Origin of the sequence: Azospirillum lipoferum (assembly GCF_024170005.1) — a bacterium.
GTDB classification, from domain to species: domain Bacteria; phylum Pseudomonadota; class Alphaproteobacteria; order Azospirillales; family Azospirillaceae; genus Azospirillum; species Azospirillum lipoferum.
Genome location: NZ_JALJXJ010000019.1, coordinates 1 through 25355, shown reverse-complemented (window position 1 = coordinate 25355; position 25355 = coordinate 1). Strand labels below are relative to the sequence as shown.

Below are 25355 nucleotides of genomic sequence, written 5' to 3'. Positions count from 1 at the left end.
CCTTTGCCCGAATTCCGCCTTTCCGATTTTCAAACCCATCGACGCTGCCGGAAACCCATTCATGACCGTCATCGCCGTCCTGCCGAATTCGGTGTCGATCGCCCCGGCCCAACGCCTGACGCTGGGCAGCCGCTTCCTCCTCGTCTGTTGGACGATGGACGGCGTGACCGATCCAGTCGGTCCGATCACGCCGAGCGTCGGCGGCGAGCCGGTGCGTCCGCCCTTCACCACGCTGACCGTCGGCACCGGCTGGGGCGGACGGCGCGTCCTGTCGATCCTGCCGGCACCGCGCGACCCGCGGATGCCCATCCATTTCATCGCCAACAACCGCGTGATCGCCGAGCTTCGTACCGAAACCGGCGCTGCCGATCTCGACCCCGCCGGGCTGCTGGGCAGCCTGGGCGGTGTCGCCCGGCTGCGGGTGTTGCGCTTCCTGTTCGACTTTGCCTGCTCCACCCCCGCACTTCGCCGCGATGCAGCCTTCGCCGCGCTGTGCCGCCGGCTGGTGCTGGACCGCGCGGCGGAACCAGCGATGCTGGCGGTGCGGGCGACGGCGGGCGGCGACCTTCTGCTGTGCGCCGGTGCGCTGTCCAGCCGCTTCGGCGCCATCAGCGGTCTGGTGGTGCTGTCGCCGAACGCAGTGGCGCGGGCGCCCTTCGATGCATGCATCGGACCCGATCCGGCGGGGAAGGGGCGCATCGCCTTCGACCTGCTGCTCGACTGCGGACTGTGCGCGCCGGGCAACCTGCTGGTGGTGCTGGGCGCCAACGGTGTCGCCTGCCGCCGTTTCCCCGAGGAGTCTGCCGGTCTGCCGACCCTGACCGACCGGCTGAACGCCCGTCCCGACACGCCGGCCGCCCTCCGTCACTACCTGTTGGCCTGCCTCGCCCAACGCGGTCGCAACGACGCGTCCGCCGCGTCGGCGGTCAGCGAGTTGCAGGCGCTGGCCCCGCTGCCGCGCCGACAGGCCGCCGACGCCAAACGGCCGATCGGCGCTTCGCTCGACCTTGCGGTTCCCACGTCCGACGGCGGGCTGTTCCTTGCCGGCTGGCTCCACGACCCGCATGGGCTGGCGGTGGAACTGGTGGTCCGCACCCCCTTTGGCGGCGAACGACGGGTCGGGCGCTTCGCTCACCGCTTTCCGCGCGAGGATGTCGCCAAGCTCTACGGCAGTGCCGGCATCGACCGCAGCGGCTTCGTCCTGCATCTGCCGGGCAATCCCGAACCGGCGAAGGCGCTCCAGGTGACGGCGGAGCTTCGGCTGGCGTCGGGCGGAGCCCTGCGTCTCGTGCCGCCGCCGCGTCCGCGCGCCGATTCCGATGCCCGCGCCGCCGTGCTGGGCAGTCTGCCGCCGCGCTTCGCCACGCCGGAACTGCTGGAGACCGTCATCGGTGCGGCCGTCGCCCCGCTGCACGCCGCCCATCTCGCCACCCGCAGCGAGCCGGAACTGGTCGTCTATGGCGAGCGCAAGGTGAAGCCGGCGGTGTCGGTCATCATCCCGCTCTACCGCACGCTGGAGTTCCTGCGCTTTCAGATCGCCTGCTTCGCCACCGACCCGGCGATGGCCGATGCCGAACTGGTCTTCGTTCTGGACAGTCCGGAACAGCGCGACGAAGTGGTGCATCTGCTGCGCGGCTTCCATGGCCTCTATAGTCTGCCGATGCTGCTGCTGGTGCAGAGCGCCAATTACGGCTATTCGGCCGCCAACAATGCCGGTGTCGCGGTGGCCCGCGGCAACCGGCTGCTGTTCCTGAATTCCGACGTGGTCCCCGACCGTGCCGGCTGGCTGCCGCAGCTTGTCGCGGCGCTGGAGGAGCGTCCGGGCATCGGAGCGGTCGGGCCGAAGCTGCTGTTCGACGATGACAGCCTCCAGCATGCCGGCCTCTATTTCGACCGCGACCTGCAAGGTGCCTGGTACAACCACCATTATTTCAAGGGCCTGCCGCGCGACTTCGCTGCCGCTTGCAGGCCGCGGTCGGTGCCCGGCGTCACCGGTGCCTGCCTGCTGACCACGCGCGCCGCCTACAGCGCCGCCGGCGGCTTCTGCGAAGACTACATCATCGGCGACTTCGAGGATTCGGACCTGTGTCTGCGCATCCGCGGCCAGGGGCTCGACATCCGCTATGCCCCGTCGGTGGAGCTGTACCATCTGGAGCGCCGCTCCATCGGCCGGCACCAAGGCTACACCCGCGGAGTCGCCTCCGAATACAACCGCTGGCTCCATGGCCGCCGCTGGGCAGACCGCATGGCGGAACTGATGGCGCGCGACTGGCACGCCGACGACGAGGGGCAGCCATCTAATGCTGACCGCACCCGCAAGACCGCACAGGTGACCCGATGAACGCGATTCTGCCGATTCCGCAGCTTGCCGTCCTGCGCCGCCAGACCGATCCGCGGCTGGAATGGCTCTGCGCCCAGATCGCGCGCAACCGCTTCCTGCCGGTGCCGCCGCCCGAACTGCACTTTATCGGCGACGGCGATTTCCGCGCCATCGGGGCGGAGTTCCTGCGCCATTTCGTCCGTCTCGGCGGCCTGCGCCCCGACCATAAGGTGCTGGAGATCGGCTGCGGCGTCGGCCGCATGGCGCTGCCGCTGACCCAGTATCTGGACGGGTCCTATGACGGCATCGACATCGTGCTGGACGGCATCCGCTGGTGCGCGTCGACCATCACGCCGGCCTATCCGGAGTTCCGCTTCCACCATCTCGACGTCGCCAACGGCCTCTACAATCCCGATGGCCGGATCGAGGGCGAGACGGCGACGCTGCCCTTCAAGGTGGCGGCTTACGACTTCGTCATCCTGACCTCCGTCATCACCCACCTGCGCACCGCCGACACCGAGCGCTACGCGGCGGAGATCGCGCGGGTGCTGAAGCCGGGCGGGCGCTGTTTCCTCAGCCTGTTCCTGGCCGACGCCACCGCGCGCGCCGGTATCGCCAAGGGCACCGCTCGCCCAGCCTTCCGCGATGTGCCCGGCGTGGAACTGCTGGCCGATCCGGAACACCCCAACGCCGCCGTCGCCTATGACGAGGAGTTCCTGCTTGGCCGCTTCGCCGCCCATGGCCTCCATCCCGCCCGCGCCGTGATGCGCGGTCACTGGAGCGGTCAGCGCGAGGCCGAGAATTTCCAGGACTTGCTGGTTCTGGAGAAGGGGACCGCGCCATGAGCCGCCGCCGCCTTCCGCTGCTTCCCGCCAATCAAGTCGCCCGTCCCGCTCCGCGCCAGCCGGCGCGTCCGCTGGTGGCCGCCAGGCCGCCGCGGGTGCTGCTGATCGCGCACAACCACCCGAGCCTGCATCCCGGCGGCACCGAGATCTTCGCGCACGAGCTGTTCGGCAGCCTGAAGGCGGCCGGAGCCGAGTGCCTGTTCCTCGCCTGCACCAACGACACCCACCGGGCGCCGCGCCCCGGCACCGGCTTCCAGACGCTCGGCCGCAGCGCCGACGAGGTGCTGCTGTGGGCCGGCCATTTTGACCATTTCCATCAGAGCCAGATCGACCTGCATGGGCTGGTTCCCGACCTGTCGAACCTGCTGCGCGCCTTCCGGCCGGATATCGTGCATGTGCATCACACGCTGCTATTGGGCGTGGAGATGCTGTTCCTGATCCGCCGTGTCTGCCCGGACGCGAAGATCGTCTACACCCTGCACGACTATTACCCGATCTGCGCCAATGACGGGCAGATGGTGACCCCGCCGCGCGGCGAAGGCGGGACGCGCACGCTCTGCACCAAGGCGTCGCCCGATGCCTGCCACCGCTGCTTCCCCGACCGTCCGGCCGACCAGTTCCTGCTGCGGGAGAAGCACATCAAGGCGATGTTCGGGCTGGTCGACCGCTTCCTGGCGCCCAGCCGCTTCCTGCGCGACCGTTATATCGCCTGGGGTCTCGACCCGGCGCGGATCGAGGTGATGGCGAACAGCCGGCCGTCCGTCGAGCCGGCCCCGGCGCGCGACCTCGTCCCCGGCGCGGTGCGCGATGCCTTCGCCTATTTCGGCAACCTCAATCCGTTCAAGGGCGTCACCGTGGCGCTCGACGCCGTCGCCCGCATGGCGCGCCAGGGGCTTTCCCCGTCGCTGGCCGTGCATGGCGGCAGCCTGTATCAGACCCCGGAATTCCGCCAACTGGTGGCCGACGGCTTCGAGGCTGCGCGCGGCCTCGCCACCGCCCATGGCCCCTACCGGCCGCAGGAGATGCCGGCGCTGATGGCCGCCGCCGACTGGGTGGTGATGCCGTCGATCTGGTGGGAGAACGCCCCCCTGGTGATCCAGGAGGCTTTCCAGCACCGCCGCCCGGTCATCGTCAGCGGCATCGGTGGCATGGCGGAGGCGGTGCGCGACGGCGTCGACGGCCTGCATGTCCGACCCAACGACCCCGCCGACCTCGCCCGCGTCATGACCCGCGCCATGTCCGAACCCGGTCTGTGGGAAAGGCTGTCGGCCAACATCCCCGCCGTCCGCCCGACGGAGGAGGCCGCGTCGCTCCATCTCGCGCTTTACGGCGAACTGCTTTCACCAACGCCCGCCGCTCTTATCCAGGGGAACCGCACCCGATGAAGGACCGCAGCACCAAGGCCGACATCACCGCCGCCGTCCTGCTGGACGAGGATACGCTGATGCTGTTCGGGGCGATCGACCAGCCCCTGCCGGCCAACAGCGTCGTGATGCTGGACGGCATGATCGACGGGCGTTTCCGCGGCGGCTGCTGGACCGACGCGGCGGGGGAGCGCTGGTTCCTGGGTGCCATCCGCGTCACCGGGCTCGCCCATATGCGCCCGTCTCGCATCGAGATCGAGGACACGCAGGGCAAGCACCTGCTGTTGCCCCGCCTGTCGAATGTCCGCACCAACCCGGCCCATCTGGTCGCCGCCTTGCGCGAGGTGCAGCCGCAGTCGCTCGGCACCGCGCTGGATGTCGTCGTGACCCTGTTGTCCGGACCGGAGATGGGCGGGGGTGAACCGGGGGAGGGCGACCGCCGCACCCGCCTGCTGTCCGGTCTGGCGCAGGAGGCCTCCCGCCCCGACGGCTTCGCCGAGGTGCTGGGCCGCTTCCGCGACGGCGCGTTGATGGTGCAGGGCTGGTCGCACGGCTTCCCGGCCGGTGTCGCCGCCGTGCTTGTCGAGGCCGACGATCTGCGCTCCCATACTAGTGCCGCGGCACCCTTCCACCGCCCGGACCTGCCCGACGATGCCGCAGGTCTGCTGACGGTTCTGGAAGGGTCGGTCGCCGCCCCCGACAGCATCCGCCGCATCCATTTCCGTGCCGCCGACGGCTGGCACCACTTGGCGATCTTCGAGCATCGGCAACTGCTGGCCGACGGCGTCGCCTCCGCCCATGCCCGCGACATGCTGGGCCAGTTGCAGGGCGATGCTGCCCGCCGCGGTGTCGCCGCCGCGATCGCCGCCCGCTACAACGGGGTGGAGACGGTGTCGCAGATCCAGGCGCCGGTACGCATGGGGCTGGACATGGCGGTGCGCGTACCGGGGGCAGGGCTGTTCGTCTGCGGCTGGCTGCTCGACCCCACCCAGACGGTGCGGGCGGTGACGGTGAAGGGTGGCGGCATGACCGCGCGGCTGGACACCGACTGGTCGCGGCTCGCCCGCAAGGACGTGTCGGACGCCTTCGCCCATGATCCTCTGTTCGCCGGCCGTTTGCTGCCGGGCAACGATGGTCACGGCTTCACCGCCTTCGCCCGGGAGCCGGCCGGCATCGCCGCCGACGCCGAGTTCCATCTGGAGCTGACGCTGGCCGACGGCATCGCCTTCCTGCCGCTGCCCTGCCAGCCGCCGACCGGGGATTCGCTGCGTCGTATGCTGGGGGCGGTCAATCCCGACAGCCCGTCCATCGACCGCGTCGTCTCGACCCATCTCGGACCGATGCTGCGCACCGCCGCCTCGGCCCAGGCGGTTCCGTCCTCCGTTCTGCATCCGATGGGCCGCGCGCTGAAGACGCCGCGCGTGTCGGTGATCCTGCCGGTCTGCGACGGGCGCGAGGATGTCGACCTGAACCTTGCCCGCATGGCGAACGATCCTGACTTCACCGAGGCGGAGGTGCTTGTGGTCGCTGGTGCCGGCACGCATGAGCGGCTGGCCGGCATGGTCCGGCAGGCCGCCGGCTTCTACCGGCTTTCGGTCGGCTACGTCGCCGCGCCCGCCGCCGCCGACCCGTTCGAGGCGGTGGCGGCTTCCCTGTCGCATGCGAGAGCCGATCGCGTCCTGCTGCTCTCCCCATCGGTACTGCCGACCGAGCGCGGCTGGCTGTCGGCGCTGGAACGGGCGATCCGCAAGCCGAACGCCGTCGGCTCCGCCGCCCTGGCGCCGGTGATGGTCAGCCCGACCCTGCTGTATGAGGACCATTCGGTCCGCTTCGCCGGCATCGTCGCGGTGGAGGGGCCGGGCGGTGCCGTCACCTACGAGCGCCGCTTCGCCGGCTATCCGCGCGACTGGCTGAAGGAGCAGGAGGCCTCGGCCGTCGATGCCGCATCCGCCGACTGCGCGCTGCTGCCGCGCGAGCTTCTGATCCGCGCGATGGCCGATGGTGGCCGCTATCTCGGGCTGGAGCCGAAGGGGCTGGATTTGTGCCTGCGGGTGCGGGCGGTGGGCGGGTCCTGCCTGTGGCTGCCGAAGGTGCGACTGGTCGCGGTCGACGAACAGCTCCGCACCTCCCGCGACCCCCGGCTGGAACGCATGAGCGCGCTGGTCGACGAATGGAGCTTCGCCGAGCGCTGGAAGGCGTCGATCGCGGCTTAGGGTTTTGCCCCCACCCGGTTTCTCACCCCCTTCGACTTGGACAAACGGTCACCCGATGAGCAAGACCAAGCGCGCGCTGATCATCAGCCATGGCCACCCCTCCTTCTCGCTGGGCGGGGGGGAGGTCGCCTCCTACAACCTGCACAACGGTCTGCACGACCTGCCGGGCTGGGAAAGCCACTATCTGGCCCGCGTGGCGCCGCCCATCGCCCAGCATCGCGGCTCCGCCCTGATGGCTCTGCGCCAGAAGGAGCGGGAGGTTCTGTATTATGCCAACGACTACGACCATTTCCGCCTGTCCAACCGCAATCTGCCGGGGCTGGAGAAGGACTTCGTCCGCTACGTCCGCGACCTCCAACCGGACGTGGTGAACTTCCATCATTTCCTGGGGCTGGGGATCGAGACGATCCAGGCGGTGCGTCAGGCGTTGCCGCGCGTTCCCATCGTGGTGACGCTGCACGAATATCTGTCGATCTGTCACCACCACGGCCAGATGGTGAAGACCACCCGCAACACGCTGTGCTACCGCGCCAGCCCGGCCGACTGCGCCGGCTGCTTCCCGCACATCGGCGAGGCGGAGTTCTTCAAGCGCGAGCTGTTCCTGAAGACCTTTCTGGAGCAGGCGGACTTCTATGTCAGCCCGTCGAACTTCCTGATCGACCGCTATGTCGACTGGGGGCTGCCGCGAGAGAAGTTCCGCATGATCGAAAACGGCCTGACCATCGAAGGCATCGCCCCGCCGCGCCCGGTCACCCGTGGCGGCAAGCGCAACCGCTTCGCCTTCTTCGGCCAGCTGACCGAGTTCAAGGGCGCCCATCTGCTGGTGGAGGCGGTGTCGCGCATCTCCGACAAGGCCTGGGGCGAGGACGGCGCGCTGATGATCTTCGGCGGCAATCTGGAACGTCAGCCGGAGGCCTATCAGAAGCGCTTCAACGACGCGGTGGAGAAAGCCGGCGACCGGGTGCGCTTCTACGGCAGCTACCGGTCCGCCGAGTTGCCGGGCCTGATGAAGGACGTCGACTGGATGATCATCCCGTCGATCTGGTGGGAGAACTCCCCCGTCGTCATCCAGGAGGCCTTCCTGCACGGCCGCCCGATCATCGCCAGCAACATCGGCGGCATGGCGGAGAAGGTGACGCATGGCGTCGACGGCTTGCATTTCCGCAACGGCAGCGTCGAGGATCTGGTCGACCGAATGACGGAGGCGCTGACCACGCCCGATTTGTGGGACCGCCTGCGCCTGCGCATCCGCCGTCCGATCGACCGTGCCGAATGCGCCCGCCAGCACGCGGAGGTGTTCGACGCCCTCCTGGCCGCTGGCGGAGCCGCAGTCTCCATCCCGGAACGGGCGGTGGCGCAGCGGTCGTGATAAGGAAAAATCGGAAGTTTCTGTGATATTTTCAAATATGCAGTAAATTTCAATCTAGAAATTGCCGGCATGTTTGGTAGAGTTGAAAAGAAAATCACGGGAACTTTCCTGTAAATCCTGTGTGCATATTCGAATTGTCCCGGCACTGGTCCGGGAATACCCGTCACTATCGCCCTAAAACTCAGGGAGTGCCGCCGTGGCCAACATCCTCGTCATGATTCCGTCGGGCGAAGTCTATGATCACGACTGCGTGCGTTGGTACAGCTACCAGGACATTCAGCGCAGCATCAACCACTACCACAACATTGGCGACGCCTTCGTCTTCGACTCCTCGTTGAAGCTGCTGACCTATGACAAGCTGGATGTGCTGGAGATTCGCGAGTTCCGGCAGGAGGTCGTCGACCGGATCAACGCGGAATATGATTATGTCTTCCTGCGCGGCAGCAACTACATCCACGATTCGATGGACTGGCCGGCGGCGACCATCCAGGTGCTGGCGAAGCTGCGCATCCCCGTCATCGCCTTCGGCGTCGGCGCCCAGGCGCCGGCCACCGGCAAGCTGACGCTGACCGAGGAAAGCAAGCGCATCTGGCGGATGATCGCCGACAAGTCGACGACGCTCGGCGTGCGCGGCACCTACACCGCCGAAGTGCTGTGGGATCTGGGTATCAAGAACACCCGCATCGTCGGCTGCCCGACCGCCTTCCGCAACCGCGACCCGGAACTGCGCATCGACCTGCCGGCGCTCGACAGCGTCCGCAAGGTCGGCATCACCATGCGCCGCGAGGTTTCCAAGCATTATTCGCCGGACGTGCGCAAATATCTGGAGCGCCACCGCGACTTCGTGAAGGACATCTCCCGCCGCTTCGACACCGTCCTGATGATGCAGGGCGAGGTGGAAGAGAAGAAGCTGCTGTGGGGCACCGAGGAGCAGAAGGCGGAAGCCTGGGCGCACCTGCATGACAGCGCCTGGCTGAAGCAGTGGTATTTCGACGACGAGATGGACGCGCTGTACCGCGAGCGGCTGTGGTATTCAGACGTCGTCGCCGATTACGAGAACCTCGTGCGGTCGAAGGACCTCGTGCTGGGCTATCGCCTGCACGGCAACCTGATGGCCCTGTCGAACGCCACGCCGTCGGTTTATTTCAGCTATGACAGCCGCACGGCGGAATTCGCGGAGACCTTTGCGATCCCCTGCTACAACGTCTATTCGGACAAGCCTTTCGTCCTTGAGGAATATTGGGACCAGAGCCTGTTCGAGAAGTTCAACCGCACCTACTACCAGCGTTATCGCGACATGCGGGAGTTCCTGGACGAGAACTACGTCCCCCACCGCATGCCCAGCCACACCCTGCGCCGCAGCACCGAGCGCAAGGCCGCGTAAGCGCAAGTTCCCTCTCCAGTCCAATAACCGGAAACCGGCCCCATGTCCGCCACCGCCAAGATCGTCGAGCTTCGCGACTCCACCCCCGTGGCCGATCCCCTCGACGCCCCGCAGGCAGCCGCCATCGTCGGCCATATCGACGCCTTGCAGGGGGGCCGCGTCTTCGGTTGGGCCTGGGATGGCAACCATCCGGCCGACCGGCTGGAGGTGGAGTTGCGGCTGGAGCGCGACGGCGGGCCGCCGGAAACCCTGGCGCGGGTGGCGGCCGACCGGCTACGGCCCGATCTGGCGGGCGGCGGCATCGGCGACGGCGCCCATGCCTTCGAGGCGGAGGTGATCCTGCCGGACGGGGCCGATCCGTCACGGGTGGTGGCGGTGGTGCGGTCGCCTTCCACCGGCGAGACGGCGACCTTCGTCCAGCCCAACCCGGAGGACCAGCGGCTCGACCGGCTGCTGGGGCCGCATCTGCAACGGATCGGCGAGCGGGTCGATGCGCTGCGCCGCGACCAGCGCCAGCTTGCCGCCGCCCAGCAGACCATCGGGCGCCTGCTGCGCGATGCGGGGGAGGGGGTGGCGGCCCTGCGCACCGATGCCTCCCGTCTGGAAACGGCACAAGGCGAACGGTCCGACGCCCTGGCCGAATCCCTGCACGAGCTGACAGAGCGGGTCGGTGGGCTGGAGGTGTTCCTGATGCGGATGGACCAGAGCCTGCGGGGACTGGACAGTGCCTCTGCCGAAAAGTCCGGTGGAGCGGGCTGGTCGCCGCTGCTGACCATGTTGGGATCGACGGTCGGCGCCTTCCTGGCGGTTCTGGTCGGCTGGCTGGTGCTGCACTGATCCGGAAGGTTCCGTTGGACTGAAGGGTAGGCAACCGCGGGGGACCCGGCGGTGTTGAGCTTCTGCGACCCTGGCGTCCCTCCTTCCGGGGAGCGTGCAGTGCGATAGAGCGGAGCCTGCCCATATGCCTGACGGAATGCCCGTCGTTGAACCGTCCCCCGACATGCCGCCGCCAGCCCCGGCGTCGTCTCCTTCCATCCTCTCCGCTCAGAGCGAGGGCGAGCTTGCCGTCCGGCTGACGGCATTCGCCGGCCGGCCGGGCGGCGTTCTGCTGCTTGCCCGCAGCGAAGCGCGTGCCACCCGGCTGGCGCGGCTGGCAAGCGACCTGTTCCCGGACATCGACGTTGTCCTGCTGCCGATCGACGAGACGGCGGCGGGCGACCGTGCCGCGCCGTCGCGTGCCGTGCTGGGACGCCGCGCCGCCGGCCTGATGCGGCTTGCCGATAGGAACGAGTCTGTGGGCGGGCGGCTGGTGGTGGCTTCGGCCGATCTGGCTTTGCAGAGGCTGCCGCCGCCGCGGGCCTGGGCTGGCGGGCAGTTCCGCCTGACCCGGGGCATGACCTATGACGAGGCGGCATGGCGTGATTGGTTCGCCCGCACCGGCTATGTGCTGGATGACCGGGTGGACGAACCCGGCGAGGTGGCGATCCGTGGCGCCGTGGTGGAGGTCTTTCCCGGCCACTGCGACCGCCCGGTCCGTTGTGACATCGCCGATGGGGTGGTGCGCGATCTGCGCCTTTACGATCCGGTGTCCCAGCGCTCGGTGGAGTCGATCGACGAGCTTACCCTGGGTCCAGTCACCGACCTGATCGTCGGGCCGGAGATGCTCGACCGCCTGACCGCGAACCTTGCTGCGCTCGGTTATGCGATGCCGGAGGCGTTGCGGCGGGACCTGGAGGAAGGGCGTCGCCCCTACGGATTCGACCTTCAGCTTCCCAATGCCTTCGACGATTGCCCGCTGCTGCTGGACCTGCTGCCGGATGCGCTGGTCATGCTGGATGCCGGTGCGCGCGACCGCATCGAGGCGCGGGCTGACGATCTGGCTGAAGTTGGTCTGGATCGCCGTATCCACCGCGACGACGCCTCCATTCTACCGGTTCCGGCGCTCGAACGCCGCCTGATCGGTGCCGACGCGCTGGAGGAGAAATTCGCCGCCCGCGATCTGCTGACGGTGGAGATAACCGGCGGTTCAGCCATGGAGGCGGTTCGCACGGAGCGCACGTTGCTGCGGCGTGCTGCGATGGTGCTTGAGAATGGCGGTTCGGTTCTGCTCGCTGCCCGCCCCGGCGAAGCCGATCGGCTGGCCGAGCGGGCGTCATCGGTGTTGGGGCGTCCGGTATCCCGGCTGGAGCGATGGCCCGATCCGCTTCTGGCGGCGGGCGATTGCGCTGTGTTGGCGTTGCGGACGACCGAGGGCTTCACCTGCGATGGCGTGACCGTGCTGGTGGCGCCTCGTCATGCGGAGGAGCGTGGTGGGGAGGTGCAGGCCCGGCCGCCGCTGGCCCCGTCGGAGCTGGCGACCGGCGACTTCGTCGTGCATCTCGACTACGGCATCGGCCGGCTGGTCGGGTTGGAGACGATCACGTCCGGAGACGGGGAGGAATCGTCCGCCGACTTCCTGGTTCTGGACTATTCCCATGACGACCGGCTGCTGGTTCCGACCGCCGACTTCGACCGGTTGTGGCGCCACGGTTCCGCCGATACCGGCGCAAAACTCGACAGTTTGAAGAATGCCCATTGGCTGGAGCGTCGCGCCGCGCTGGAGGCGGAGATCGGCGAGACCGCCAAGGGCATCTTGCGCGAGGCCCGCCGCCGCGCGCGGGAGGTGGCGCCGGTCATCGACCCGCCGGCCGACCGCATGCGCCGCTTCGGCGCGCGTTTCGGCTTCGATCCGACCGAAGGACAGCGCCGCGCCATCCAGTCCGTGCTCGACACCATGCGCCAGGGCCATCCGATGGATCATCTGGTCTGCGCCGACGTCGGCTATGGCAAGACGGAGGTGGCTCTGCGGGCGGCGGCGGCGGTCGCCTTCGCCGGCCATCAGGTGGCGGTGATGGTCCCGACCTCCGTCCTCGCCCGCCAGCATCTGGAAGTGTTCCGCCGCCGCTTCGCCGGTTTCGGCATGGGGGTGGAACCGCTGACCGGCGCCATGAGCAAGGCGGAGGCCGACCGCGTGCGTGCCGGGCTGGCCAACGGGTCGGTCGACATCGTCATCGGCACCCATGCCCTGCTGTCCAAGGACATCCGGTTCCAGCGTCTTGGCCTGATGGTGGTGGATGAGGAGCAGCGCTTCGGCGCGGCACAGAAGCAGGCACTAAAGCGGCGGACCAAGGGCGTCCACAGTCTGGCGCTCAGCGCCACGCCGATCCCGCGCACCCTGCAAGGCGCGCTCGCGGGCCTGCGCGGTCTCAGCATCATCGACACGCCGCCGGCCCGCCGCCGGCCGGTGCGCACCGCCGTCACCCCGCGCGATCCTGCGACCGCCCGCGCTGCCCTGCTGCGCGAACTGGGGCGCGGCGGGCAGGCCTTCTGCGTCACCCCGCGCATCGCCGATCTGGGCGAGCTGGAAGAGTGGATCCGCGGGCTGGTACCGTCGGCCCGCATTGCGGTGGCGCATGGCCGATTGGGGACGGCGGCGCTGGACGATGCGGTGATGGGATTCGTCGATGGCGAGAGCGACATCCTGCTGGCGACGCCGATCATCGAATCCGGCATCGACATTCCGCGCGCCAACACGCTGCTGCTGTTCCGTCCCGACCTGTTCGGGCTGGGCCAGCTACATCAGCTGCGCGGCCGGGTCGGGCGCGGCGCGGTGCAGGGCTACGCCTACCTGCTGACCGACCCCGGTCATCCGCTGGAGGAGCGGGCGGCCCGCCGGCTCGGTTCGCTGGAGGTGATCGAAAGCCTGGGCGGCGGCTTCGTGCTGAGCATGCTCGACCTCGACCAGCGTGGGGCCGGCGACCTGCTGGGCGAAGAGCAGAGCGGCCATCTGCGGGCGGTCGGTACTGAACTCTACCAGCGTATCCTGGCCGACGCCCTGCGGGCGCTGCGCCGCCAGCCGGACGACCGTTGGGATCCCGAGGTGACGGTTGCGGTGCCGCACTGCATCCCGTCCGCCTACATTCCTGAGGAGGAACTGCGCATCGGCCTGCACCGCCGCATCGCCCGTACCCTCGAGGCCGGCGAACTGGACGCCTTACGCGAGGAGATGGAGGACCGCTTCGGCCCGCTGCCGGACCCCGTGGAGCGGCTGTTGGCCATCGCCGAGCTGCGCTGCCGCTGTCGCGCGCTGGGCGTCGCCGCGCTCGGCTGTGGCCCGGCAGGCGTGGCGGTTACCCTGCGGGGCGAGCGGGCCGCGGCCAGGGCGGCGACGCTGGCGAAACGCTCGGAAGGCTTCCTGCATGCCCAGGACGACCGGCTGTCCGCCGCGCTGGAGGCGCCTGACGCCGATGACCGGCTCGCCAACGCGGCGGGCGTGCTCGACTGCATCGAGGCGATCGTCCGCAAGGCGCAGCGGCGAAAGCGAGGGTAGGCCCCGTCAGCGACAGGCGTGCCCGATGACCCGCGGCAGGATGGCGGTCAGCGCCAGCGCGTCGAAGCAATGCTCCAGATGCGCCGACCGCAGCCTCGCGCGGCGGTCGGCGTCCCCGGCGAGTGCGGAGAGGAGGCTTACGGCGTCGTCCTCACTGGCAAAGGTCAGCTCGTTCTCGTGCGGGGCGAACAGCCGGGCGGTGTCGGCATGGCGCCAACTGACCAGCAGCCCGCCGCGTTTGACGATCTCCAGCGTCCGCGGGAAGATCGCCGTGTCGTAGGCGAGGCTGCCGAAATCCAGGCAGGCCGCCGCCGTGGGATAGGCGTTGCGCGGCGCCGGCGAGACCGGACCGGCGTCGATGCCGAATCGCTTCCAGCCATTGCCCCACAGCGAGAATCCCTCGCCCAGGCCGCGGCGCAAGGTGGTGGCGAAGCGGCGGCGGTTCTCCACCGCAAAGGCGATGGTGAAGGCGCGGTTGAACTCCAGGGTCCAGGCCGGATCCGCCGACCGGCCGGTCAGCCCGCAGGAATCCATCGCCTGAACCCGGTGCAGCGCCGGCCGTTCCCTCATCGCCTCGGCGACCGTTTCCACATCGCGTTGAATCGCCGGAGCAACCGGCGCGCGTCCTGTTTCGAGATGCTCGGGCCAGCCCTGCCCCACATAGAGGAAGCGGTCCCGCACCGATGCTTCGGCGTCGGGATCCGACGGCCCCTTCATCGCGGCGTAGGGGCGGCGTTGCAGCGCGGGCATGTCCGGTGCCATCCAGCGCTTGTACAGATCGACCGACCCGTCCGCAGCCGGGGCGGTGCAGATCCAGCGATGGACGCCCATCGGCTCGTGGAAGACCCGGCTCAGCCCCAGGCGGACGGCCTGCTCCGCCGAACCCTGGCACATGCACCACATGGAAATGTCGTTGTCGACCATCCAGCGGTCGGCATCCCGGATCTGCTCTTCGGTGGCCGCACCGATCTCCTCCAGCGGGTTCTTCAGGCAGATGTGGATGACAGCGGGCCGGGCGCCGTACTGCGCGACGTAGGCGCGCAGCATCTCCACCGTCGGCCGGGGAATCTCGAACAGGTTCAGCACGAACAGGGCATCGATGCGGCGGTCGATCACATCCTGCGAGATGTCGGGCAGCGCCAGCACGGATTCGTGGCCCAGATCGACCAGTGCCGCCTGGATCGACCACAGAATTTCCGACGTGCCCTGGCCGCACAGGAGGAATCGCATGATCCTACCTCCGCTTCGCGAACAGGCTGACCGCTTCGGCCATGTAGGCGGAGAGCTGCCCGTTGTCGGCGCCCTCCCGCTCCACCGTCGCGATGCGGCTGCGGGCTTCCTGCCGCGCCTCGGCCAGCAGGGTGGGGTCGTCCGCCAGGGCGACGGCGCGGGCGACGAAGGCCGCCTCGTCGGCGACCAGGAAGGACGGGCCGGCCACGCTGGCGACGTCGCCGCCGTCGAAGGACAGCACCGGCACGCCGCCGGCCATCGCCTGTGCCGCTCCGGCCCCGCCGCCGGTGCGGCGCGGGTTCACGAACAGGTCGCAGACCGACATCAGCGCTTCCATGCGGTCGACATGGCCGAGGCTGCGCAGCCGTCCGGCGTGGCGGTCGGCGGCCAGCCGTCCGGGCAGGCTTTCCACCCCGCCGGCGAACAGCACCAGCGCCTGCGGGATGGCGTCCAGGATCCGGCCCAGCAGGGTCAGGAACGCACCGTCGGTCTCCGCATCCAGCCGGTTGCCGACGACGACGCAGACGAATTCCGCCTCCTGCAAGGTGAACTCCGCCCGCGTCGCGGTCTCCCCAGTGCGGCGCAGCGACAGGCCGAAACGGGAGGGGCGCCAGGACTGCGTCAGCCGGCTATTCCCCACCGGTGGCGTGTGGCCGCCGAAATCCAATACGATGTCGGCGAGCGAGACGGTCTGCCCGCTGGTGGTTGGCACGCACATCACCGGATGCGCACTTTCCAGCAGGTCGGCGACGATCACCGAACCGCCGAAGGCGATCACCAGATCGGGGTCGAACGTCTCCACCGCCGACAGGAAGCCAGTCAGCTTTCCGGCGGTGATGCCGGGAATGGTGGAGGACAGCATGCGAATCCGCTCGCCGCCGCAGCGGATCGTCTGCTCCCCCGACAGCCTCTCTTCGACCGCGGCGGCGAAGGGCGGGACGAAGGGGCTGTAATAGCGGTCCGGCATCATGTTGGTGTTCAGCACCAGCACCGTCCGCCCAAGATCGCGCTGCAATCGCACCGCCAGCAACAGCAGGTCGCGCGACGGCTGGTGTTCGGCGGACAGGAACTGGTTGGTGACGATGACCACCCGTCCGGTGTCGGGCTGGTCTGCCGGCCTCGCGACCGGCACCAGCCCCAGCCGCGCTGCCATCTGCCGCAGGAGCCGTTCATAGAAGGGGAAAAGATGCTCGGCGACGAAGTTGGGCACCGAGCCCAAGTCCATGCGCATCAGGAACAGCTGGCGCTGCATCGACCAGTAGATCTGGTTGAGCCCCTCCAGCGGCGCCAGATCCAGAACATTGTCCAGCATGGTCAAGATGTGCAGGTAGCGGCGCAGGTCGCCGGACACACAGGCCAGCGCCGATTCCCGCAGGATGGGGTCGAGACCGGCGGTGGCGCCGTCCAGCCTTGCCATCGCCGCCGCATCCTGCCCCAGCCCGGCGGCCCTCGCGGCTTCGCAGCCATCCGAAATCGCCTTCAGGGACTCGCCGGTTCCGGCCGGACCGCACAGCCGGGCAATCAGGTCGGTTAGCGCCGCTGCATGGATATCGGAGGCCTGCATCGTTGGAACGGTCCCAATTGGCGCCTGGTGGCGCAGTGGCCGCCGGCGGCGCCCCGACGGGGCGGGACTCGGCCAGCATCCGCTTCCACGGATAGGAGCGATGCCGGCGGGTGTCAATCAGTCACCCCGCGGCGCAGTCACTCCGTACCGGATTCCGCCGGCCACCGTTGGCCACCGTCGCTTCCACTGCTCCTCATACCGGCGGCGTTCGCCTGCGGCGGACGGATCGCTGCCGGTGGCGAAGGTCCAATAGCCGATCTGGAACGCGATGTAGCAGGGAAGGCAGAAGGCCAGCAGCCGGCGGTCGAGCGGGACCTCCACCTCGACCGCCCGGCACAGCGTCTCGGCCTGCTCATCTGACAGGCCGAATTCCACGATGCCGCCGGCCGCGTCCCAGGCGATGTCCTGGCAGCCGATCAGGTCATGGGCGGTGGCATGGTCCAGCGCGTCGGTCTTCATCAGGCGCCCGTCAGGCAGCCGCAGCCATTCCCAGCGATGCAGCCGGTTGTCGGTGACGACCCGGCGCATGCCCGCTTCCAATCCGGCCAGCCGGTCGGCGGTCCAGCCGTCCAGCGCCGTTGTGGCGTCCTCGCCCAGCGCCTCGCCGATGTTGGTGCGCGCCATGGTCAGCAGGTCGGGCAGGGCGGCTCCCGCTCCGGGTGGTGCCGGAAAGCGCAGGGCGCGGAAGGCCAGATAGTCGGCAAGCCGGTCCACGGTGTCGGGCGTCACCTCCGTCAGCCGCCACCCTCTCTCCAGCCAGCGCTCCGCAAGGAAGCCGTGGCGCAGGGCCATCGGTTCCGCGGTGAAGCCGGCGGCGTGCAGGGTGCGGGCACGCTCCAGAACATCCGCGCCGGTGAGGCCGAGCCCGGCGTATTTCAGCAGCCACGATCCCTTGCCGGTGCGCAGCAGGAATTTGCGACGTTCCTGCTGCGGATTGGCCGGCACTCCGCCGTCCGTTCCATACAGCCGCCGCCATGCCCCGCCCGACAGCTCCTCCAGCGGAGCGACCGGCGGGCCGAGCGTGTCCGCAAACCAGTGTTCCGGCGTTGGGATCGGCCGCTTGCCGGACCGGAACAGTTCATCGAAACCAACCACCGGGCGCACCGCCTCGGCCCAGCGCCGCCGATGCCGGTCGGAGGCGTGCGGGCCAAGCTCGCCGCCATGACCGGGCAGAAAGGCGATGCGGTCCGACGCAACCCCGTGGTCCTCCAACCAGTCGGCAACGGCGCCGAAGGAACTGCCCGACAGTCCCGGCCCCTCGTCTACGATCACATAGGCGGCCTCGGGATTGGCCAACAGGATGGCGCGCAGCCGCTCCGATACCCGGATTTCCCGCTGGAAGGGGGGCCCGACCGGCCGCAGGGTCACTGGCGCTCGTGCATCCAGCGTCACCGCCGCCATTGCCGCCAGCCCGGTGCCGATGCTGCGCAGGCCGATCACCACCGGCGATCCGGCGAAGCATGGCGGCAGCCGCTCCGCCGCCTCCAGATAGGCTTCGGGATAGAGGCTGTAGAAGGCATAGCCCTCCGCCCGCCGCATGGTCACCGAATCGGGCAAGGGCAGGGTGGACAGCCGGTCCAGGGAATCGGAGAGTTCCGCAGCGTCCGGCAGGGCATCCGATGACCCGGCCGACCGCCAGGACGCCGCCACGTGGCCGGCAAGCGCCATCACCACGGCCATGGCCGCATCCTGCGCGGGTGTAGGATCATCCATGCCGGCGGCGTGAAATTCCCGATCGGCTAGCCCCTGCGCCAGTTCGGACGCCTCGATGAACAGCGTCACCAGCGCACCGTGCCGCTCCAGACCGGATGCGGCACAGCCGGCGTCGGCAAAACCGCGCCTCAGCCGGCCGATGCGGCGGCATGGATGCTCGCAAACCTCCTGGTCGCCATAGACCAGCATCGCCGCCGGCAGCCGTCACCAGGTCGGGAAGAACAGCAGCAGCAGGGCCAGAACCGCGAGGATGCCCAGAATGCTCCACATGGCAGGGCGCCCCATGCCCCGCGAGGTGCCGGCCTTCGGGAGTTCGGTGCCCACTTTCCGGAAAGGGCCAGCCATTGCGTTCGCTCCTGACAATGTCGATCTGTCGGTATTCAACAGGGCAGAACCGGTAAAGTTGCCGATCCCGATCAGAGCCCCCATCTGGCAGAGGCTTGGCCACCTGGGGCGGCCTAGATCGCCGGAATGCGTTTTTTGCTTTACCGCCAATGGGTTGATTGCCTGTTGCAGATTTCCCGCGGGAATCGGCGAAAAAACCACTTCCCAAGCGCACCACCAATCGGCAAACTCTACACAAGAAATAGAAAAGTTTGCGCGGGTATCACAAAAAAATCCGCGCAATTCAGGAGCCACCGAAGGAGACCCCTGACATGTCGCTTCGTCGCCTGACCCTTCTCGCCGCCGGTCTGACGCTGGCCTGGCTGGGCGTGGCCGCCGCCGATTCCAAGGACGCACTGCTGAACGTGTCCTACGACCCCACTCGGGAATTCTATGTTGAGTTCAACAAGGCGTTTGCCAAGAAGTGGGAAGCCGAAACCGGCCGTGCCCTGACCGTGCGCCAGTCGCATGGCGGCTCCGGCAAGCAGGCGCGCTCGGTCATCGACGGGCTGGATGCCGACATCGTGACCTTGGCACTGGGCTACGACATCGACGCCATCGCCGATTCCGGTCTGCTGCCGAAGGACTGGCAGAGCCGCTTGCCGAACAACAGCTCGCCTTATACCTCGACCATCGTGTTCCTGGTGAAGAAGGGCAATCCGAAGGGGATCAAGGACTGGAACGATCTGGTGAAGCCGGGCGTCCAGGTCATCACCCCCAACCCGAAGACCTCGGGCGGCGCGCGTTGGAACTATCTCGCCGCCTGGGCCTATGCCCTCCAGGCCAACAACGGTGACGAGACCAAGGCCAAGGAGTTCGTGGCGCAGCTGCTGAAGAACGTCCCGGTGCTGGACAGCGGCGCCCGCGGTGCCACCGTGACCTTCACCCAGCGCGAGATCGGCGACGTCCTGCTGGCCTGGGAGAACGAAGCCTACCTGTCGCTGCAGGAATTCGGTGCCGACAAGTTCGAGATCGTGGTGCCCAGCCTGTCGATTCTGGCCGAACCACCGGTCGCCGTCGTCGACAAGGTCGTCGACCGCAAGGGAACCCGCAAGGTGGCGGAGGCTTATCTCCAGTTCCTCTACACCCGCGAAGGGCAGGAAATCGCCGCCAAGAACTTCTACCGCCCGCGTCTCCCGGAATTGGCGAGCCAGTATGCGGGACGCTTCGCCGATGTTAAGCTGGTCACCATCGACCAATTCGGGGGCTGGCGTGCCGCACAGGAGAAGCACTTCTCGGACGGTGGTGTCTTCGACCAGATCTTCCAGAAGGGGCGTTGACCTATGGTCGCCGCTGCCGACAGCGACAGCACTCTGGCAGGAAAGGGGGGCGCGGTGACGGTCCGCGCCCCCGTTCCCCTCTTCCGGAAACCTAGCGTTCTCCCCGGTTTCGGGCTGACGCTGGGCTTCACGCTCAGCTATCTCAGCTGCATCGTGCTGGTTCCGCTGGCGGCCCTGATCGTCAGGTCCAGCGGTCTTGGCTGGAGCGGTTTCTGGTCGGCGGTGACGACGCCCCGGGTACTCGCCGCTTTCGAGGTCAGTTTCGGGCTGTCCTTTGCCGCCGCGCTGACCAACGCGCTGTTCGGCTTCCTGGTCGCCTGGGTGCTGGTGCGTTATGACTTCCCCGGCAAGCGGCTGGTGGATGCGCTGGTCGATCTGCCCTTCGCCCTGCCGACGGCGGTGGCGGGCATTGCGCTGAGCGCGCTCTATGCCCCGAACGGCTGGCTGGGTAAGCCGCTGAACGAACTGTTCGGCCTGAAGGTCGCTTTCACTCCGCTCGGCATCGCCATCGCGCTGACCTTCATCGGTCTTCCCTTCGTCGTCCGCACGGTCCAGCCGATCCTCCAGGATCTGCCGCCGGAGGAGGAGGAGGCCGCGGCCTCTCTCGGTGCCTCCCGTCTTCAGACCTTCCGCAGCGTCATCCTGCCGGCCATCCTGCCGGCGCTGGTTACCGGCTTCGCGCTGTCCTTCGCCCGCGGGGTCGGCGAGTACGGCTCTGTCATCTTCATCGCCGGCAACATGCCCGGCTTGACGGAGATCCTGCCGCTGCTGATCGTCATCAAGCTGGAACAGTACGACTATGCCGGGGCGGCCGCGGTCGGCACGGCGATGCTGGCGGTCTCCTTCGTCATGCTGCTCATTCTCAATCTTCTCCAGCATTGGATGAGGTCGCGCCATGCCCGCTGATGCCAGCATCGCCGCACCGGCCTCCATCAGGGTGCAACCGGCTCGTGCCGCCTTGACCGAGCCGGCCTGGGTCCGTGTCGCCCTGATCGCCGGGGCACTGTTGTTCCTGGCGCTCTTCCTGCTGTTGCCGCTGGTCGCGGTGTTTGTCGAGGCGCTGCGCCGCGGCTTCGGCGCCTATTGGACGGCGCTGATCGAGCCGGATGCCGTGGCCGCGATCCAGCTGACGCTGATCGTCGCCGCCATTTCGGTGCCGGCCAACCTGCTGTTCGGCATCGCCGCCTCCTGGTGCGTCGCCAAGTTCGATTTCCGCGGCAAGAACCTGCTGATCACACTGATCGACCTGCCTTTCTCGGTATCACCGGTAATCTCCGGCCTGATCTATGTGCTGCTGTTCGGCATGAACGGGCTGTTCGGCACCTACCTGCGCGACATGGGCGTTCAGATCATCTTCGCTGTGCCGGGTCTGGTGCTCGCCACCATCTTCGTCACCTTTCCCTTCGTCGCGCGCGAGCTGATCCCGCTGATGCAGGAACAGGGCTCCGACGAGGAGGAGGCGGCGCTGGTGCTGGGGGCGTCCGGCTGGCAGACTTTCTGGCGGGTGACGATCCCCAACATCAAGTGGGGTCTGCTCTACGGCGTGCTGCTGTGCAACGCCCGTGCGATGGGCGAGTTCGGTGCCGTTTCAGTCGTCTCCGGCCATATCCGGGGCGAGACCAACACGATGCCGCTGCATGTCGAGATTCTCTACAACGAATACAATTTCGTCGCCGCCTTCGCGGTCGCCTCGCTCCTGGCCATGCTGGCGCTGGTCACGCTGGTCGTGAAGACCGCGCTGGAGTGGCGCTTCGGGGACGAGCTGGCGGCGTCCCGGCACTGATCGCCGGGCTCTGGAGAGGAAAACGGGACCAATGGCGATCCAGGTTTCAGGCATCACCAAGCGCTTCAACGATTTCACCGCCCTCGATTCCGTCGATCTGGAGGTGAAGTCGGGGGAGCTTCTGGCCCTGCTCGGCCCTTCAGGCTCGGGCAAGACCACGCTGCTGCGCATCATGGCTGGGCTGGAAAGCCCCGATGGCGGTGGCCTGCTGCTAAATGGGGAGGAGGCGCTGGGGCTGAAGCCGCGCGACCGGCAGGTCGGCTTCGTCTTCCAGCATTACGCTCTGTTCCGGCACATGACAGTGTTCGACAATGTCGCCTTCGGCTTGAAGGTGCGGCCGCGCGGCGAGCGCCCCGGTTCCGCCGAAATCAAGCGGCGGGTCACCGAACTGCTGGAACTGGTTCAGCTGTCGCCCTTTGCCGGCCGCTATCCGGCCCAGCTGTCGGGCGGTCAGCGCCAGCGCGTGGCGCTGGCCCGCGCGCTGGCGATCGAACCGAAGGTGCTGCTGCTCGACGAGCCCTTCGGCGCGCTCGACGCCAAGGTCCGCAAGGAACTGCGGCGCTGGCTGCGCAAGCTGCACGACGACATTCACATCACCTCCGTCTTCGTCACCCACGACCAGGAGGAGGCGCTCGAACTGGCCGACCGCGTCGTGGTGATGAATCAGGGCCGGATCGAGCAGATCGGCACCCCGGCGGAGGTCTACGACCACCCGGCCTCTGCCTTCGTCTATGAATTCCTCGGTCAGGTGAATCGCTTCGATTGCACGGTGGAGGGTGGCATCGCCCGTGTTGGCGATGGTGCCCTGGCGATTCCGGCCCAGGGCGGTGTGCAGGGGCCGGCGGTCGCCTATGTCCGTCCGCACGACCTTGGGGTCACCCCGGCCTCGGCCGGACCGGCGCGGATCTCCGGGATCCATGTCGTCGGGCCGGACGCCCGGATCGACATCGATCTCGCCGGCCTGACGCTGGAGGCGGAGATGGACCGCGAACGCCTCGCCACGCTCGGCATCGTCGCCGGCGACCGCTGCGCCATCCACATCGACCGGGCGCGGGTGTTCGCCCGTTAGCCTCGGTCAGTTCGATGGTTGCTGATCGGCGAGCGTCCGGTAATGGCCGTCGCGGTGGGCCTTCAGGCTGAGGTCTACCGCCGCGGCCTCGACCCCGGCACTGCGCAGGACGAGGCCGGCCAGCTGCAGGCTGGCCTCCATGGTTTCCGGCACGATGGCGCTGGCGCCGGCACTCGCCAGAGCGGCGCTCTGGCCCAGATCATGGGCGCGGGCGATGATCGGCAGTTTCGGCGCGGTCGCATGGATCGCCTCCACCGCGCGGTGGGCGGCGTCCGGCCGGTTCAGCGTGATGACGGCAGCCCGCGCCCGCTCGATCCCGGCGGCACGCAACACCGTGCCCTGGCTGGCGTCGCCGTAATAGACTGGCAGCCCGTCATGCCTGGCGGCGGCGATGCGCTGCGGCTCCAGATCCAGTGCCACATAAGCGATGTTGTGCTCGGTCAGCAGCTTGGCAACCGCCTTGCCGACGCGGCCATAGCCGCAGATCAGCACGTGGCTTTTCAAATCGCTGGTCTCGATGCCGAAGGCCTCGGCTCCCAGCCGCGCTTCGATCAGTTGGGCAATACGCTGGGCGATCGCGCCGATGGCTGGCGTCACCGCCATGCTCAATGCCACCGAGGAGGACAGCAGCAGTCCGGTATGTCCGTCCAGCACCGACAGGCCGACCGCCTTGCCGATCAGGACGAAGGCGAACTCGCCGCCCTGCGACAGCAGCAGTCCGATGCGGAGCGAGGTTGCCAACCCCAGCCCCGACAGCCGGCAGAGCAGGAACAGCAACAGGCTCTTGCCGAGCAGCAGGGCGGTGGTCAGCGCCGCGATGATTTGCGCCTCCGCCGCCATTGCCGGCAGGTCGAGCGACATGCCGACCGTCATGAAGAACAGGCCAAGCAGCAGGCCGCGGAACGGCTCGATGTCGGCCTCCACCTGATGGCGATAGGCGGTGTCCGCCAGCAGCATGCCGGCCAGGAAGGCGCCCAATGCCATCGACATGCCGGCTTCCGCCGTCAGCCAGCCGACCGCCAGCACCACGAACAGGTTGGTGGCGGTGAACAGCTCCGGGTTGCCGGCCGATGCGATGAAGCGATAGGCGGGTCGTACGACGAACCGCCCCAACAGCATGATCACCAGAATCGCCGCAACTGCCTTCACCGCAGCAAGCGTCAGGGCCAGCGGAATGCTGGCGTTGGGATCGGCCAGCAGCGGCAGCAGGGTCAGCAGCGGCACCACCGCCAGATCCTGGAAGATCAGCACCGCAACGGAAATCCGGCCAAAGCGGGCGACCGTCTCCCCGCGCTCGACCAGGAGCTTCAGCACCGTGGCGGTGGAGGAGAAGGCCAGCATTCCGCCGACGATCAGCGATGCTTCCGGGGACAGACCGAGCCACCACGCCGCAAGGCCGATGGCCGCACTGGTCAACCCGACCTGCATCAGTCCCAGTCCGAAGATGTAATGCCTCATGGCGCGCAGGCGCGAGACCGGCAGTTCCAACCCGATGGCGAACAGCAGGAAAACGACGCCGAACTCCGACAGCACTTGCGGCACCGCCAGATCGACCACCGGCCCCGGCGTGTGCGGACCCAGCATCGCGCCCGCTACCAGATATCCCAGGACCGCCGGGATGCGCAGCGCCTGGAACAGCGGCACCACCAGGATCGCGGCCAGCAGCAGAAACAGGACGTCGAACAGAAGGGCAGGGTCGTGCATGGCCGGACAGGGATAAGGGTAGGGCGCGCCCCTGTATCGTCTCCCACTCGCCCGTCCCGCAAGCGCGATGGCACGGAACGGCTTCAAATTGCGGTCAGTCGGTTGGCCTTGGTGGTTGGCATCGATATCGGGGCAGACGGGGTGGGATAAAATCGCAAGGCCGGTGCATTTAGTCCTGGACGAGCCGCAAAGGGCTGCGTATATACCCGGCCCTCGACCGGCGGCACCCTTCACTAGAGAGAAGGCGCCAAGGACCGAGACCCCGATGGATTGGGACAGGTGCGTTTCTTCTTATCACTCCGCCGACGCTTCGGTGGAGATGCCGAAAAAAGGGCTTGACCCGATCGGCCGAGAGAGATAGAAAAGATGCCTGCCAGCGCGAACCGGTCGGTTTGCGCTCCTCCGATCTTAAAATGACGATGCATCGATCCGGTTCACCGGCCGATGATCTGTCGTGATCGGGCTGGATCTTGGACATTGTAGATCGTGAAGTCGAGAAGGGATGCGCAGGCGGCGGCAGTTGGTAGCCGTTGCGGCCTTGTGGTGCTGGTTTCCTGAAGGGGATCGGCGCAATGAGGATCGTCTGTGCATCTTTTGAGCAGAGAAACTGTGAACAGTATCGACGTATCAGGAGATCGTTAAGGCGGTCCTGTCAGTCGTGGCTTTTGTCACGATCTGAACCTGAGAGTTTGATCCTGGCTCAGAACGAACGCTGGCGGCATGCCTAACACATGCAAGTCGAACGAGGGTTTCCTTCGGGGGGC

17 protein-coding genes and 1 rRNA gene are annotated in these 25355 nt (G+C 67.9%); 13 read left to right on the top strand and 5 right to left on the bottom strand.

Features of this window, described 5'->3' with window-relative positions:
- The first annotated feature begins 61 nt into the window (after window positions 1-61).
- The 8 genes from J2848_RS30970 to J2848_RS30935 all read left to right on the top strand — a co-directional run bounded on the left by J2848_RS30970 (window position 62) and on the right by J2848_RS30935 (window position 13864).
- On the top strand, window positions 62-2341 hold the full coding sequence (locus tag J2848_RS30970; protein WP_149234415.1) for a glycosyltransferase: 2280 nt from the start codon (window positions 62-64) through the stop codon (window positions 2339-2341).
- Entirely contained in the window at window positions 2338-3165 is an 828-nt protein-coding gene (locus J2848_RS30965) for a class I SAM-dependent methyltransferase (RefSeq protein WP_149234416.1), read from the top strand. The genes J2848_RS30970 and J2848_RS30965 overlap by 4 nt, the downstream gene beginning before the upstream one ends.
- Window positions 3162-4550 (top strand): glycosyltransferase family 4 protein, encoded by a 1389-nt coding sequence (locus tag J2848_RS30960; protein ID WP_246194298.1) that lies wholly within the window; start codon window positions 3162-3164, stop codon window positions 4548-4550. Before J2848_RS30965 ends, J2848_RS30960 begins: the two co-directional genes overlap by 4 nt.
- Window positions 4547-6742: a hypothetical protein gene (locus J2848_RS30955; protein ID WP_149234417.1), complete on the top strand. Its 2196-nt coding sequence runs from the start codon at window positions 4547-4549 to the stop codon at window positions 6740-6742. The genes J2848_RS30960 and J2848_RS30955 overlap by 4 nt, the downstream gene beginning before the upstream one ends.
- A 55-nt stretch (window positions 6743-6797) precedes the next feature.
- Entirely contained in the window at window positions 6798-8111 is a 1314-nt protein-coding gene (locus J2848_RS30950) for a glycosyltransferase family 4 protein (RefSeq protein ID WP_149234418.1), read from the top strand.
- 196 nt (window positions 8112-8307) lie between these two features.
- Window positions 8308-9495, top strand: coding sequence for a polysaccharide pyruvyl transferase family protein (locus J2848_RS30945; protein WP_149234419.1), 1188 nt, complete (start codon window positions 8308-8310; stop codon window positions 9493-9495).
- Window positions 9496-9537: 42 nt separating this feature from the next.
- A complete protein-coding gene (locus J2848_RS30940; protein ID WP_149234420.1) occupies window positions 9538-10332 on the top strand; it encodes a hypothetical protein in 795 nt (264 codons plus the stop codon).
- 124 nt (window positions 10333-10456) lie between these two features.
- A complete protein-coding gene (locus J2848_RS30935) occupies window positions 10457-13864 on the top strand; it encodes a DEAD/DEAH box helicase (protein ID WP_149234421.1) in 3408 nt (1135 codons plus the stop codon).
- A gap of 6 nt (window positions 13865-13870) precedes the next feature.
- On the opposite strand, the gene J2848_RS30930 is transcribed toward J2848_RS30935, so the two are convergent.
- The 4 genes from J2848_RS30930 to J2848_RS30915 all read right to left on the bottom strand — a co-directional run bounded on the left by J2848_RS30930 (window position 13871) and on the right by J2848_RS30915 (window position 19010).
- Window positions 13871-15094, bottom strand: coding sequence for a glycosyltransferase family protein (locus J2848_RS30930; protein ID WP_149234422.1), 1224 nt, complete (start codon window positions 15092-15094; stop codon window positions 13871-13873).
- Between the two features lie 4 nt (window positions 15095-15098).
- Window positions 15099-16658 carry a glycosyltransferase gene (locus J2848_RS30925; protein WP_149234423.1) on the bottom strand — a complete coding sequence of 520 codons (1560 nt, stop codon included), beginning with the start codon at window positions 16656-16658 and terminating at the stop codon, window positions 15099-15101.
- Between the two features lie 117 nt (window positions 16659-16775).
- Complete coding sequence (locus tag J2848_RS30920) at window positions 16776-18560, bottom strand: hypothetical protein (RefSeq protein WP_149234424.1); 1785 nt, start codon at window positions 18558-18560, stop codon at window positions 16776-16778.
- A 15-nt stretch (window positions 18561-18575) separates the two neighbouring features.
- Window positions 18576-19010: a hypothetical protein gene (locus J2848_RS30915; protein ID WP_149234425.1), complete on the bottom strand. Its 435-nt coding sequence runs from the start codon at window positions 19008-19010 to the stop codon at window positions 18576-18578.
- Window positions 19011-19027: 17 nt separating this feature from the next.
- On the opposite strand from J2848_RS30915, the gene J2848_RS30910 reads away from it, so the two are divergent.
- The 4 genes from J2848_RS30910 to J2848_RS30895 are packed head-to-tail and all read left to right on the top strand — an operon-like array spanning window position 19028 to window position 22887.
- Window positions 19028-20035 (top strand): sulfate ABC transporter substrate-binding protein, encoded by a 1008-nt coding sequence (locus J2848_RS30910; protein ID WP_149234426.1) that lies wholly within the window; start codon window positions 19028-19030, stop codon window positions 20033-20035.
- 3 nt (window positions 20036-20038) lie between these two features.
- Window positions 20039-20941 (top strand): sulfate ABC transporter permease subunit CysT, encoded by a 903-nt coding sequence (gene cysT / locus J2848_RS30905; protein ID WP_149234427.1) that lies wholly within the window; start codon window positions 20039-20041, stop codon window positions 20939-20941.
- Window positions 20931-21818: a sulfate ABC transporter permease subunit CysW gene (cysW, locus tag J2848_RS30900; RefSeq protein ID WP_149234428.1), complete on the top strand. Its 888-nt coding sequence runs from the start codon at window positions 20931-20933 to the stop codon at window positions 21816-21818. The genes cysT and cysW overlap by 11 nt, the downstream gene beginning before the upstream one ends.
- A 31-nt stretch (window positions 21819-21849) precedes the next feature.
- Window positions 21850-22887 (top strand): sulfate/molybdate ABC transporter ATP-binding protein, encoded by a 1038-nt coding sequence (locus tag J2848_RS30895; RefSeq protein WP_149234429.1) that lies wholly within the window; start codon window positions 21850-21852, stop codon window positions 22885-22887.
- 6 nt (window positions 22888-22893) lie between these two features.
- Here the strand turns inward: J2848_RS30895 and J2848_RS30890 are convergent, their stop codons facing one another.
- Entirely contained in the window at window positions 22894-24591 is a 1698-nt protein-coding gene (locus J2848_RS30890; RefSeq protein WP_149234430.1) for a monovalent cation:proton antiporter-2 (CPA2) family protein, read from the bottom strand.
- Between the two features lie 677 nt (window positions 24592-25268).
- Between J2848_RS30890 and J2848_RS30885 the strand changes: the two genes are divergently transcribed.
- A 16S ribosomal RNA gene (locus J2848_RS30885) occupies window positions 25269-25355 on the top strand; the annotation flags it as partial.